This window comes from Allobosea sp. LC85, from assembly GCF_000735605.1.
Lineage (GTDB): Bacteria > Pseudomonadota > Alphaproteobacteria > Rhizobiales > Beijerinckiaceae > Allobosea.
Genome location: NZ_JPKG01000040.1, coordinates 65423 through 79850, shown reverse-complemented (window position 1 = coordinate 79850; position 14428 = coordinate 65423). Strand labels below are relative to the sequence as shown.

Sequence of the window (14428 nt, the reverse complement as noted above, 5' to 3'; positions counted from 1 at the left end):
TGACGTGAGCACCCGCTGGTACATCGTCCACGCCTATTCCAACTTCGAGAACAAGGTCGCGCAGTCGATCCGCGATCAGGCGGCGCAGCGCAATCTCGCCGACAAGTTCGACGAGGTGCTGGTCCCGACCGAGAAGGTCGTCGAGGTTCGTCGTGGCCGCAAGGTGGACGCCGAGCGCAAATTCTTCCCCGGCTACGTCCTGGTGAAGTGCGAGATGACCGATGAGGTCTATCACCTGATCAAGAACACGCCGAAGGTCACCGGCTTCCTGGGGGCCGACAAGGCCAAGCCCATGCCGATCCCCGAGCACGAGGCGATGCGGATCAAGGGCCAGGTCGCCGAAGGCATCGAACGCCCGAAGCCGACGGTGGTCTTCGAGGTCGGCGAACAGGTCAAGGTCGCCGACGGCCCCTTCGCCTCGTTCAACGGTGTCGTCGAGGATGTCGATCACGCGCGTGCCCGCCTCAAGGTCGCGGTCTCGATCTTCGGCCGCGCCACGCCGGTCGAGCTCGAATACGGGCAGGTCGAGAAGATCTGATCGCTCTCTTGCGCGATCGCCGCATTTTTTCTGCGGCGGCTTGTTGGTTAAGCCACTTTTAAGCCATGCTGACGCAAGGTCCGCGCCGAAAATTCGGCGCGGGCTTGCATGTTTCCGAAGAGCTTCAAGGCAACTGTCGGTCAGCGTCTTGCCGTCTGGGGGGCGCTGCTTGGCCTTGTTGCGCTTCTCCTTGCGGCGGCTGACGTCATCAGCTCGATACGCCTGACACAGTTCTCGCGGGATCTTGTGGCCTATGCTGGCGCGGGCGATGCGCTTGCCGGGGCCGATTCCGCCTATCAGCGCCTGAACGCCTCGCTTCTGTCCGATAGTGGACCGCCTGCAGACAAAGCCGATATCGAAGTGGTGGCGCGGAGCATCGCCGATATCGCCATGCGCCTTCACGGCTCCGTCCATGCACGTGCGCAGGAGGCCGTCGATCTCCTCGGGGAGCTTTCGGGGCAGGTCGGATCGGACCATATCGGAGCCCGCGAATCGCTGAAGCGGCTTGCGGCGAAGCGAAACGAACTGCGCGTCGCCCTGAACGAGGGGATGACCGAGGTCAGCGGTCGGCTGGCTCTTCATGTCGACAGCGCCCGGCAGAACAAGCTGCTGCTGTCGCTGCTTGGCGTGTTCCTGGTCGTCCTGGTCATCACGCTGGAACATCGCTGGCTGGTGCGGCCGATCACGGGGATGGCGCGCGCCCTTGGCGCGGTCGAGCGGGATCGGGCGTGGATCGGCAAGCTGGCGATCCGGCGCGATGAGATCGGCATGCTGGCGCGGGCGCTGCTGGCGCATCTGCGGGGCGAGCAGGCCCAGCAGGAGGCGGCCAAACAGCGTCTCGAGGCGCTGTCGCACGAGGTCGAGCGGCGTGATCGTCTCCAACTGCAGGGGCAGGCCTTCCAGCAGCGCATCGCCTCGATCGCAACGGTGCTGGAGCAACATGCGGCGCGCATGTCGGGCGCGTCGGGCGAACTTGCACGCTTCTCGGGCTCCGTGGATGAGCGAGCGGCCACTGCCGCTGGTTCGACACAGCGGGCCTCGACCCATGTCGATGACGTCTCGTGCTCCCTGATCGATATCTCGCGCCTGTTGACGACGACGGCTGGCGAGGCGCAGCGGACGACCGAGGTTGCGACCGCTGCCAAGGTGCTGGTCGAGGAGGCCACCGCCGATACGGTCGTATTGTGCGAGGCGGTCGGGGCCATTTCGGAGATCATCACGATCATCGGGACGGTCGCGAACCAGACCAACCTGCTTGCGCTCAACGCCACGATCGAGGCGGCGAGGGCCGGAGAAAGCGGCCGCGGCTTCGCTGTGGTTGCAGCCGAGGTCAAGCAACTCGCAAACCGCTCCGCCGAAGCGACCAATCAGGTCCGGAGCGGGCTCGATTCCATCAATGTCGCGGCTCAGCGCATCACCATGCGGGTCGGTGCGCTGGTGACCTCGGTCAACCAGGTGGAGCGCGCTGCGGATTCGATCGCCGATCTGGCGCGCAAGCAGGATGCGAGCTCTCGCTCGATCAGCGAGAGCACAAGCAAGACCGCCGGTGATGTCCGTCTCGTGGCGGAGCAGGTCGATCAGGTCGCCGGGATGGTCGAGGATTGGCGCCGGACCGCCGAGACGGTCACGCACGCGTCCGCCGATCTCGGCCGCCAGGCCGCCGAACTGCGTCAAGCTGTTGATGGCTTCATGTCCGAAACGCAACGGATGCGCACATGACCGTGCCGATATCGCCGTCCCGCGAGGGGTTTGTCATGGGGGGTACCGCAGCTCGCGGGGGGCAACGCAGCTTCCCATTCCTGGCAAAGCTGCTGCATTGGGCGACCGCAGCGCTGGTCCTGGTGCTCTTCTGCTCCGGCGTCTTGATGAAGCAGATCGGCGATGGGCCGACGGCGGACACGCTCTACACCTTGCACAAGACGACCGGTGCGGGGCTGTTCGGACTCGTGCTCTTCCGCATGGCCTACAGGGTGCTGGCGCGCCTGACCGGGCACTGGCGGGAAGGGGGCGGGGACAGGGCGGTCCATGGTGTGCTCTATGCCGCGCTGATCATCGTGCCGGTGCTTGGCTGGGCCGGCGTTTCCGACTTTGGTGCGCGGGAACTTGCCTTCGGCCTGACGCTGCCGGCGATCTGGCCGGAAGAGGCCGGCTATTCCGAGCAATTGCTCAAGAGCCATGCCTGGCTTGCCTTCGCCCTGATGGGGCTGGTCGTCCTGCATATCGGCATCGCGCTCGGCGACTATGTTCAGCGGGGGGCGGGACGCCCTTCCAGGGCGGCGGCAAAGATGCCGCAGCGCGAAAGCTCTTCCCCTTCATTCCCGAATATGCCATAGGCCGCGCCTCACATGCGTGGAAGGCGTGCCGGTTTGCCAACCGGATCTCCTCGCCGCACCACGCTCTGCAACCACCCCGGCCCGGGACGCGTTTTGTCCGGGAGGGGTCGTCGTCGTTCCGGTAGGCACCGGTTCGGACGGCAGGAGCAGCCATCATGGCAAAGAAGATCACGGGCTACGTGAAGCTTCAGGTTCCGGCGGGCGCGGCCAATCCGTCGCCCCCGATCGGTCCGGCGCTGGGTCAGCGCGGTCTCAACATCATGGAATTCTGCAAGGCCTTCAATGCGAAGACCGCGCAGATGGAAAAGGGCATGCCGATCCCGGTGATCATCACCGCGTATCAGGATCGCTCCTTCACCTTCGAGATGAAGCAGCCGCCGGTGTCGTACTTCCTCAAGAAGGCGGCTGGCCTGACTGCGGGTTCGAAGACCCCGGGGCGCGGCGGCAATGTCGGCAAGGTCACCTCGGCGCAGCTCAATGAGATCGCCGAGAAGAAGATGGCCGATCTGAACTGCGACAACGTCGAATCGGCTGTGGCCATGATCCGGGGTTCTGCCCGGTCCATGGGCCTGGAAGTCGTGGGCTGAGGGGGACGGATCAATGGCACACGTCGGAAAACGCGTCGTCAAGGCCCGTGAGGGCATCGACCGCACCAAGCTCTACCCGCTCACCGAAGCCGTTGCCCTGATCAAGGGCCGCGCCACCGCCAAGTTCGACGAGACCGTCGAAGTCGCGATGAACCTCGGTGTCGATCCGCGTCACGCCGACCAGATGGTCCGTGGCGTCTGCAACCTGCCGAACGGCTCGGGCCGCGTCCTGCGCGTCGCCGTGTTCGCTCGTGGCGCCAAGGCCGAGGAGGCCAAGAAGGCCGGAGCCGACGTTGTCGGCGCCGAGGAACTGGTCGACATCGTCTCGAAGGGCACGATCGATTTCGATCGCTGCATCGCGACCCCGGACATGATGCCGCTGGTCGGCCGCCTCGGTAAGGTGCTCGGCCCGCGCGGCCTGATGCCGAACCCGAAGGTCGGCACGGTGACCATGGACGTGACCAGCGCTGTCGCGGCCTCCAAGGGGGGCTCGGTCGAGTTCCGCGTCGAGAAGGCCGGCATCGTGCATGCCGCCGTCGGCAAGGTCTCGTTCACGGCCGAGAAGCTCGAAGAGAACATCCGCGCCTTCGCGGATTCGGTTGCCAAGGCGAAGCCCGCCGGCGCCAAGGGCACCTATGTCCAGCGCGTCGCGATTTCCTCGACCATGGGTCCGGGCGTCAAGATCGAGCCGAACACGGTTCTGGGCGGCTGATAGACTCCAATGCGGCCGGCTTTGCGCCGGCCGCAAGCTCGTCTTGATCTCGCGGGATCAAGACACCACTTGGCAGAAGCGAGGGAAGTCGCTATGACATCCCGATGTTTCCATAAGTGATCAGGGCTTCCGCGTGCTTTGCACGAGGAGGTCCGTTTCGCGTTTTTCGACGGTTTACCGTCGAAGAATGGGTTTTTCGGGCGCGTGGAGCGATCTTCGTGCCGGAATCACCCAGTCCTGTCTGAGACTGCAGGTGCGCTTCGGGTTCGCCCGAGGGCATAATTTCGCCAAGAGGCCTGCATAGACGGTGCAAGAGCTTACCCGAGGTCGAGAGACCTCGAGACGGTTCGAACCATCTCGCCCGACCGTGGCTGATGCCGGGGAAGGGGACAGGGCACTGAGCGTCGCGCATGTGACCGGCCGGTGTCAATCGGCCAAGCCTGCGCGACAAGTGCAACTGGCGGCAAGGTTTCGTCTTGCCGCCTACCGGAGAGAGCCCAGTGGAAAGAGCGGCAAAGAATGATGCCGTCGCGACACTGAACGGCGTGTTCGCAAACACGTCGGTCGTTGTCGTGGCCCACTATGCGGGTTTGACGGTGGCACAGTTCCAGAAGCTTCGTCGCGAGATGAAGGCCAATGGCGCCACTGTTAAGGTCGCAAAGAACCGGCTGGCCAAGATCGCTCTTGAAGGCACCGACGTCGCGTCCATCAGCCCGCTGCTGAAGGGCCCCACCCTGATCGCTTATTCCAGCGATCCGGTCGCGGCGCCGAAGGTCGCCGTCGCTTTCGCCAAGGACAATGACAAGCTTGTCATCCTCGGCGGCGCGATGGGCAAGACCTCCCTGAACCCGGATGGTGTCAAGGCCCTGGCCACGATGCCCTCGCTCGACGAACTGCGCGCCAAGTTGCTCGGCCTTCTCCAGGCCCCGGCAACCAAGATCGCCCAGCTCTCGACCGCGCCTGCTGCAAAGCTCGCTCGCGTGTTTCAGGCATATGCCGACAAGGATGCGGCCTAAGGCCGTCTGCCAACCTGATCAACGTTCGAACCTCTTTATCGTAGGAACATACCATGGCTGATCTTGCTAAGCTCGTTGACGAGCTGTCCTCCCTGACGGTCCTCGAGGCCGCTGACCTCGCCAAGCTTCTCGAAGAGAAGTGGGGCGTTTCCGCCGCTGCCGCCGTCGCCGTTGCGGCTGGCCCGGCCGGTGGCGCTCCGGCTGCCGCTGTCGAAGAGCAGACCGAGTTCACTGTCGTTCTCGCCGCTGCCGGCGACAAGAAGATCGAAGTGATCAAGGAAGTCCGCGCCATCACCGGTCTCGGCCTGAAGGAAGCCAAGGATCTGGTGGAAGCCGCTCCGAAGCCGCTCAAGGAAGGCGTGACCAAGGACGAGGCCGAGAAGCTCAAGAAGCAGCTCGAGGCCGTCGGCGCCAAGGTCGAGCTCAAGTGAGCAGGGCCGGCTGATGCCGGTCCGACCCTAGTCGTACACGACAGTCCCGGGGCGGTCATCCGCCTCCGGGGCTGTTGCGTCGTTTCCGGCAAGTGGAATGCGGCGCAAGGAATGCAAGAGGCTTTCCGGGGCACAAGCCCTATCGGGAAGGCCAGTTCAGTTGATGTCGGCGCGCCGAGGCGCCGAACGGCTCCCCCGGCGGCCTGTGGCTGCCAAGACTGGTCCGCGAGCGGGCCGCCGGGTGAGCCGTCCGAGAGAGATCGCGAGGAACAACATGGTCAATTCGCTCCAGGGCCGCAGGCGCGTCCGCAAGTTCTTCGGAAAACTCAAGGAAGTCGCGCAGATGCCGAACCTCATCGAGGTTCAGAAGGCGTCTTACGACCAGTTCCTGATGGTGGACGAGCCCAAGGGCGGCCGCTCCGACGAGGGCCTGCAGTCCGTCTTCAAATCGGTGTTCCCGATCGGCGATTTCGCGGGCGCTTCGCTGCTCGAATTCGTGAAATACACCTTCGAGCCGCCGAAATACGACGTCGACGAATGCCGTCAGCGCGGCATGACGTTCTCGGCTCCGCTCAAGGTGACGCTGCGCCTGATCGTGTTCGATATCGATCCCGATACCCAGGCGAAGTCGGTCAAGGACATCAAGGAGCAGGATGTCTATATGGGCGACATGCCGCTCATGACGGATAACGGCACCTTCATCGTCAACGGCACTGAGCGCGTCATCGTCTCGCAGATGCACCGTTCGCCGGGCGTGTTCTTCGATCACGACAAGGGCAAGACCCATTCTTCGGGCAAGCTGCTCTTTGCCGCGCGCATCATCCCCTATCGCGGCTCCTGGCTCGACATCGAGTTCGACGCCAAGGACATCGTCTACGCGCGTATCGACCGGAAGCGTAAGATCCCGGTGACGTCGCTGCTGTTTGCTCTCGGCATGGACGGCGAGGAGATCCTCAGGCGCTTCTACAACCACATCACCTACGCCAAGGATAAGCAGGGCTGGCGCGTTCCCTACGATGCCGAGCGCATGAAGGGCTTCAAGGCGACGGTCGACATGATCGATGCCGACACCGGCGAGGTCGTGGTCGAGGCCGGCAAGAAGCTGGTCGCTCGTACCGCCCGCCAGCTCGCCGAGAAGGGCCTGAAGTTCCTGCGCGCGACCGACGAGGATCTCTACGGCCAGTACATTGCCGAGGATCTGGTCAACCCGGCGACCGGCGAGGTCTTCGCCGAAGCCGGCGAGGAGATCAGCGAGAAGCTGCTCAAGCTCTTGACCGATGAAGGCTTCGACGAGATCCCGGTGCTGGACATCGACCACATCACGGTCGGGCCCTACATCCGCAACACGTTGAACGTGGACAAGAACTCGCGCCGCGAGGAAGCGTTGTTCGACATCTACCGCGTGATGCGTCCCGGCGAGCCGCCGACGCTCGAGACCGCCGAGAACATGTTCCAGTCGCTGTTCTTCGACTCGGAGCGCTACGACCTCTCGGCTGTCGGCCGCGTGAAGATGAACATGCGTCTCGATCTCGACGCCGAGGACACCGTGCGCATCCTGCGCAAGGAGGACATCTTCGCGGTCGTCAAGGCGCTGGTCGATCTGCGCGACGGCAAGGGTGAGATCGACGACATCGACCATCTCGGCAACCGCCGTGTGCGCTCGGTCGGCGAGCTCATGGAGAACCAGTACCGTCTGGGCCTGCTGCGCATGGAGCGCGCCATCAAGGAGCGCATGTCGTCGGTCGATATCGACACGGTGATGCCGCAGGATCTGATCAACGCCAAGCCGGCGGCTGCCGCTGTGCGCGAGTTCTTCGGCTCGTCGCAGCTCTCGCAGTTCATGGACCAGACGAACCCGCTCTCGGAAGTGACTCACAAGCGCCGTCTTTCGGCGCTTGGCCCGGGTGGCCTGACCCGCGAGCGCGCCGGGTTCGAGGTGCGCGACGTGCACCCGACGCATTACGGCCGCATCTGCCCGATCGAGACGCCGGAAGGCCCGAATATCGGCCTGATCAACTCGCTCGCCACCTTCGCGCGGGTGAACAAGTACGGCTTCATCGAGAGCCCCTACCGCCGCATCCGCGACGGCCAGCTCACCGACGAGATCATCTATCTCTCGGCGATGGAGGAGGCGAAGTACAACGTCGCCCAGGCGAACGCCGCGACCGATGCGAGCGGCCGTCTGACCGACGACCTGATCGTCTGCCGCCGCGCCGGTGAAGTCATCGTCACGCCGGTCGACAAGGTCGACTTCATGGACGTGTCGCCGAAGCAGCTCGTTTCGGTCGCCGCGGCGCTGATCCCGTTCCTCGAGAACGACGACGCCAACCGCGCGCTGATGGGCTCGAACATGCAGCGCCAGGCGGTGCCGCTGGTTCGCGCCGATGCGCCCTTCGTCGGCACCGGCATGGAAGCGGTTGTCGCCCGTGACTCGGGCGCGGCCATCGCTGCCCGCCGCGCCGGCATCGTCGACCAGGTCGACGCGACGCGTATCGTTATCCGCGCCTCTGACGAGATGGACCCGACCAAGCCGGGCGTCGACATCTACCGTCTGCAGAAGTTCCAGCGCTCGAACCAGTCGACCTGCATCACGCAGCGTCCGCTGGTGCGCGTCGGCGACATGATCAAGAAGGGCGACATCGTCGCCGACGGCCCGTCGACGGAGCTCGGCGAACTGGCCCTAGGCCGCAACGTGCTCGTCGCGTTCATGCCGTGGAACGGCTACAACTTCGAGGACTCGATCCTGCTCTCGGAGAAGATCGTCTCGGACGACATCTTCACCTCGATCCATATCGAGGAATTCGAGGTCATGGCCCGCGATACGAAGCTGGGTCCTGAGGAAATCACGCGCGACATTCCGAACGTTTCGGAAGAGGCGCTGAAGAACCTCGACGAAGCAGGCATCGTCTATATCGGTGCGGAGGTCGCTGCGGGCGACATCCTGGTCGGCAAGATCACGCCGAAGGGCGAAAGCCCGATGACGCCTGAAGAGAAGCTTCTCCGCGCCATCTTCGGCGAAAAGGCTTCGGATGTCCGCGACACCTCGCTGCGTGTTCCGCCGGGCGTGCAGGGCACCATCGTCGAAGTGCGCGTGTTCAACCGCCACGGCGTCGACAAGGACGAGCGCGCACAGGCGATCGAGCGCGAGGAGATCGAGCGTCTCGCCAAGGACCGCGACGACGAGCAGGCGATCCTGGACCGCAACACCTTTGCGCGTCTGGCCGAGATCCTGACCGGCAAGACCGGCCTCGCCGGTCCGAAGGGCTTCAAGAAGGACACGGTCATCACCCGCGAGGGGATGAGCGAGTTCCCGCGTTCGCAGTGGTGGCTGTTCGCCGTCGGCGACGACGCCCTGATGACCGAAATCGAGGCGATGCGGAAGCAGTACGACGAGTCGAAGAAGCGCCTCGAGCAGCGCTTCCTCGACAAGGTCGAGAAGCTGCAGCGCGGCGACGAACTGCCTCCGGGCGTGATGAAGATGGTCAAGGTCTTCGTCGCGGTGAAGCGCAAGATCCAGCCGGGCGATAAGATGGCCGGCCGCCACGGAAACAAGGGCGTCGTCTCGCGCATCGTTCCTGCCGAGGACATGCCCTTCCTCGAGGACGGCACCCATGCCGACATCGTGCTGAACCCGCTCGGCGTGCCGAGCCGCATGAATGTCGGTCAGATCCTGGAGACCCATCTGGGCTGGGCCGCTGCCGGTCTCGGCAAGCAGATCGCCAAGGCCATCGACGTCTACAAGAAGGCGCATGACGGCAAGGCTCTGCGGGCAAGCTTCGAGGCCGTGTACGGTGACAACGAGATCGTTGCGTCGATGGACGATGCGGAGCTGGTCGAGATGGGCCAGAACCTGCGCCGCGGCGTTCCGATCGCGACCCCGGTCTTCAACGGCGCCAAGGAGTCGGACATCGAGCATCTGCTCGAGCAGGCGGGGCTCAACAAGTCCGGTCAGGTCACGCTCTATGACGGACGGACCGGCGAGCCCTTCGATCGCAAGGTCACGGTCGGCTACATCTACATGCTGAAGCTGCACCATCTGGTCGACGACAAGATCCACGCGCGTTCGATCGGCCCGTACTCGCTCGTTACCCAGCAGCCGCTGGGCGGCAAGGCGCAGTTCGGCGGTCAGCGCTTCGGCGAAATGGAGGTCTGGGCGCTTGAAGCCTACGGCGCCGCCTACACCCTGCAGGAAATGCTGACGGTGAAGTCGGACGACGTGGCAGGCCGCACCAAGGTCTACGAGTCGATCGTGCGCGGCGAGGACAATTTCGAGGCGGGCATCCCCGAGAGCTTCAACGTTCTCGTCAAGGAAATGCGTTCGCTCGGCCTCAATGTCGAATTGATCAGCAACAAGCAGAAGCCGGGCGAATTGCCGCCGGCGGAAGCTGCCGAATAAGGGGGCGGGCCCGTAAGGGCCGCCTCGAGACGAACACAGCATGCCGGCGACACTCACGCCGCCGGCTTATTCGCATGATGGCCGGGCAGGGCGGTTCACTCCCCCGCCGGCGGCAGGAGACAGGCGATGAAGCAAGAGGTCATGAACCTTTTCGGCCAGCAGCCGACACAGCAGGCGTTCGACGCGATCAAGATTTCGATCGCGAGCCCGGAAAAGATCCTGTCGTGGTCCTATGGCGAGATCAAGAAGCCCGAGACCATCAACTACCGTACCTTCAAGCCCGAGCGCGACGGCCTGTTCTGCGCCCGCATCTTCGGGCCGATCAAGGACTACGAGTGCTTGTGCGGCAAGTACAAGCGCATGAAGTTCAAGGGCGTGATCTGCGAGAAGTGCGGCGTCGAAGTGACGCTCGCACGCGTCCGGCGCGAGCGCATGGGCCATATCGAGCTCGCCGCTCCGGTTGCCCATATCTGGTTCCTGAAGTCGCTGCCGTCGCGCATCGGCCTGCTGATGGACATGCCGCTCAAGGAACTCGAGCGCGTGCTCTATTTCGAGTCGTATGTCGTCATCGAGCCGGGCCTGACGCCTCTCAAGGATCGTCAGCTCCTGTCCGAGGAGGAGTATGTCCGCTGCCAGGAAGAGTATGGCGCTGACACCTTCACGGCTATGATCGGCGCGGAAGCCATCCGCGAGATGCTGCGCGCGCTCGATCTCGACAAGATCAACATGGATCTGAAGCACGAGATCGCGACGACGACCTCGGAGCTGAAGCCGAAGAAGCTGATGAAGCGCCTCAAGATCATCGAGGCGTTCCAGGAGTCCGGCAACAAGCCGGAATGGATGGTGATGACCATCGTTCCGGTGATCCCGCCCGATCTGCGTCCGCTGGTGCCGCTCGACGGCGGTCGCTTCGCGACCTCGGATCTGAACGATCTCTATCGCCGCGTCATCAACCGCAACAACCGCCTGAAGCGCCTGATCGAGCTGCGCGCGCCTGACATCATCATCCGCAACGAGAAGCGGATGCTGCAGGAGTCGGTCGACGCATTGTTCGACAACGGCCGCCGCGGTCGCGTCATCACGGGTGCCAACAAGCGCCCGCTGAAGTCGCTCGCCGACATGCTGAAGGGCAAGCAGGGCCGCTTCCGGCAGAACCTGCTGGGCAAGCGCGTCGACTATTCCGGCCGTTCGGTCATCGTCGTCGGCCCGGAGATGAAGCTGCATCAGTGCGGCCTGCCGAAGAAGATGGCGCTCGAGCTGTTCAAGCCGTTCATCTATGCGCGCCTCGACGCGAAGGGCTACTCGACCACGGTCAAGCAGGCCAAGAAGCTGGTCGAGAAGGAGAAGCCGGAGGTCTGGGATATCCTGGACGAGGTCATCCGCGAGCATCCGGTGCTGCTGAACCGCGCCCCGACGCTGCACCGCCTCGGCATCCAGGCCTTCGAGCCGGTGCTGATCGAAGGCAAGGCGATCCAGCTTCATCCGCTGGTCTGCGCCGCGTTCAACGCTGACTTCGACGGCGATCAGATGGCCGTGCACGTCCCGCTGTCGCTCGAGGCGCAGCTGGAAGCACGCGTGCTGATGATGTCGACCAACAACATCCTGCACCCGGCGAACGGCCAGCCGATCATCGTGCCGTCGCAGGATATCGTGCTCGGCCTGTACTACCTCTCGATTATCTCGGATGGCGAGCCGGGCCAGGGCAAGATCTTCGGCGATTTCGGCGAGCTCGAATACGCGCTGCACGAGAAGGTCGTGACGCTGCATTCGAAGATCAAATATCGCTGGACCGGCGTCGGCCAGGACGGCAAGCCGTACACCAAGATCTACGACACCACGCCCGGCCGCGTGATCCTCTCGACCGCGCTGCCCGAGCACCCGGCCGTGACCTTCGACGTCGTCAACCGCCTGATGACGAAGAAGGAGATCTCCGGAATGATCGATGCCGTCTATCGCGGCTGCGGTCAGAAGGAATCGGTGATCTTCTGCGATCGCGTCATGGGCCTCGGCTTCAAGCACGCCTTCAAGGCCGGCATCTCCTTCGGCAAGGACGACATGGTCGTGCCGGAGAACAAGTGGGAGATCGTCGACACCACCCGTGCGCTCGCCAAGGACTACGAGCAGCAGTATCAGGACGGCCTGATCACCCAGGGCGAGAAGTACAACAAGGTCGTCGACGCCTGGGCAAAGTGCTCCGACAAGCTCGCCCAGGAGATGATGGCGCGCATCTCGACCGTGAAGAAGGACGAGACCGGCCGCGACAAGCCGATCAACTCGATCTACATGATGAGCCACTCGGGTGCCCGTGGTTCGCCAGCCCAGATGCGCCAGCTTGCCGCCATGCGCGGCCTGATGGCCAAGCCGTCCGGCGAGATCATCGAGAGCCCGATCATCTCGAACTTCAAGGAAGGTCTGGACGTGCTCGAGTACTTCAACTCGACGCACGGCGCCCGTAAGGGTCTGGCCGACACCGCGCTCAAGACGGCGAACTCGGGTTATCTCACCCGCCGTCTCGTCGACGTGGCGCAGGATGCCATCATCTCCGAGGTCGATTGCGGCTCGGACAACGGCATCAAGATGCGCGCCATCATCGATGCCGGTCAGGTCGTGGCTTCGCTCGGTATCCGCATCCTCGGCCGCTCCGCGGCGGAAGACGTCACGGATATCGACGGCAACGTCCTCGTGCCGAAGGGTACGATGATCGAGGAAAGCCATATCGAGAAGATCAACGCTGCCGGCGTCCAGGAGGTGAAGATCCGTTCGGTTCTCACCTGCGAGACCAAGAATGGCGTCTGTGCCACCTGCTACGGGCGCGATCTTGCCCGCGGCACGCCCGTCAACATGGGTGAGGCGGTCGGCGTCATCGCGGCGCAGTCGATCGGCGAGCCGGGCACGCAGCTCACCATGCGTACCTTCCACATCGGCGGCGCGGCGACGATCGCGGACCAGTCGTTCATCGAGTCCAATTTCGAGGGCACGGTGAAGATCCGGAACCGCAATGCGGCGCGCAACTCGGATGGCGACCTGATCGCCATGGCGCGCAACATCGCCATCGTGATCGTCGGGCCGGATGGCGCCGAGCGCGCGGTGCACCGTGTCCAGTTCGGCTCGAAGATGCGGGTCGACGAAGGCGACAAGGTCAAGCGCGGCCAGCGCCTGGCGGAGTGGGATCCCTATTCCCGTCCGATCCTGGCCGAGGTGGACGGCTCGGTCGGCTACGAGGATCTCGTGGACGGCATGTCGATCACCGAGACGACCGACGAGGCGACCGGCATCAGCAAGCGCGTCGTCATCGACTGGCGTGGTTCGGCCCGGACGTCGGATCTTCGTCCGGCGATCACCGTGCACGGCCCTGACGGCAAGGTTGCGAAGCTCGCCCGTGGTGGCGAAGCCCGCTACATCCTGCCCGTCGACGGCATCATCTCGATGGAGCCGGGCCAGATGACCAAGGCAGGCGACGTGCTCGCCCGTGTCTCGACCGACTCGGCCAAGACCCGCGACATCACCGGCGGTCTGCCGCGGGTGGCGGAGCTGTTCGAGGCGCGTCGTCCGAAGGATGCGGCGATCATCGCCGAGAAGGCCGGCGTCATCGGCTTCGGGAAGGACTACAAGAACAAGCGCCGGGTCACGCTGACCCCGCATGACGGCTCGGACGGGCTCGAGTACCTGATCCCGAAGGGCAAGCACATCCATCTCCAGGACGGCGACGTCGTCGAGATGGGGGACTACATCCTCGACGGCAATCCGGCGCCGCACGACATCCTGGCGATCAAGGGCGTCGAAGAGCTTGCGGCCTATCTCGTCAACGAGATCCAGGAGGTCTATCGCCTCCAGGGCGTGGGCATCAACGACAAGCACATCGAGGTCATCGTCCGGCAGATGCTGCAGAAGGTCGAGATCACCGAGTCCGGTGATACCGACATCATCACCGGCGACCAGATCGATCGCATCGAGCTGGAGGAGATCAACGCCAAGATGCGCGAAGAGGGCAAGAAGCCGGCCAGCGGCGTTCCGGTCCTGCTCGGCATCACCAAGGCGAGCTTGCAGACGCGCTCCTTCATCTCGGCGGCGTCGTTCCAGGAGACCACCCGCGTCCTCACCGAAGCGGCGGTCAACGGCAAGTACGATACCCTCGAAGGCCTCAAGGAGAACGTCATCGTCGGCTCGCTCATCCCGGCCGGCACCGGCGCCCAGGTCGCCCGCATCAAGCAGGTGGCGTTGCGCCGCGACGATCTCATCGTCGGCCAGAAGGCGGATGCGGCGGCCAAGGCCGCAGCTGCGGCGGCCGCTCTTCCGGCAGCCGAGTAAGGCACCGCCGAACACGACTTGCGAAAGGGCCGCCTTCGGGCGGCCCTTTTTGTTTTGTGCCTGCTCTCGGGGCTGTTCGTGGCGGTCTCAGCGACGAAAGGAGAATT

The 14428-nt window shown here is 64.2% G+C and carries 9 protein-coding genes; all 9 read left to right on the top strand.

Going from position 1 to position 14428, the window contains the following annotated elements:
* Positions 1–4 precede the first annotated feature (4 nt).
* The 9 genes from nusG to rpoC all read left to right on the top strand — a co-directional run bounded on the left by nusG (position 5) and on the right by rpoC (position 14321).
* Positions 5–538 carry a transcription termination/antitermination protein NusG gene (gene nusG, locus FG93_RS19055; RefSeq protein ID WP_043237137.1) on the top strand — a complete coding sequence of 178 codons (534 nt, stop codon included), beginning with the start codon at positions 5–7 and terminating at the stop codon, positions 536–538.
* 108 nt (positions 539–646) lie between these two features.
* A complete protein-coding gene (locus tag FG93_RS19050) occupies positions 647–2257 on the top strand; it encodes a methyl-accepting chemotaxis protein (RefSeq protein ID WP_043237136.1) in 1611 nt (536 codons plus the stop codon).
* Positions 2254–2871 (top strand): cytochrome b, encoded by a 618-nt coding sequence (locus tag FG93_RS19045; protein ID WP_081881656.1) that lies wholly within the window; start codon positions 2254–2256, stop codon positions 2869–2871. The genes FG93_RS19050 and FG93_RS19045 overlap by 4 nt, the downstream gene beginning before the upstream one ends.
* A 155-nt stretch (positions 2872–3026) precedes the next feature.
* Positions 3027–3458, top strand: coding sequence for a 50S ribosomal protein L11 (rplK, locus tag FG93_RS19040; RefSeq protein ID WP_043237133.1), 432 nt, complete (start codon positions 3027–3029; stop codon positions 3456–3458).
* A gap of 13 nt (positions 3459–3471) precedes the next feature.
* Positions 3472–4170, top strand: a complete 699-nt coding sequence (gene rplA, locus FG93_RS19035) for a 50S ribosomal protein L1 (protein WP_043237132.1) — start codon at positions 3472–3474, stop codon at positions 4168–4170.
* A gap of 500 nt (positions 4171–4670) precedes the next feature.
* Positions 4671–5186 carry a 50S ribosomal protein L10 gene (rplJ, locus tag FG93_RS19030; RefSeq protein ID WP_043237131.1) on the top strand — a complete coding sequence of 172 codons (516 nt, stop codon included), beginning with the start codon at positions 4671–4673 and terminating at the stop codon, positions 5184–5186.
* Between the two features lie 53 nt (positions 5187–5239).
* On the top strand, positions 5240–5617 hold the full coding sequence (gene rplL, locus FG93_RS19025) for a 50S ribosomal protein L7/L12 (RefSeq protein ID WP_043237129.1): 378 nt from the start codon (positions 5240–5242) through the stop codon (positions 5615–5617).
* A gap of 274 nt (positions 5618–5891) precedes the next feature.
* Entirely contained in the window at positions 5892–10013 is a 4122-nt protein-coding gene (rpoB, locus tag FG93_RS19020) for a DNA-directed RNA polymerase subunit beta (RefSeq protein ID WP_043237127.1), read from the top strand.
* 126 nt (positions 10014–10139) lie between these two features.
* The gene (gene rpoC, locus FG93_RS19015) at positions 10140–14321 is read left to right on the top strand and encodes a DNA-directed RNA polymerase subunit beta' (protein ID WP_043237125.1); all 4182 of its coding nucleotides are present in this window, start codon (positions 10140–10142) and stop codon (positions 14319–14321) included.
* Positions 14322–14428 lie beyond the last annotated feature (107 nt).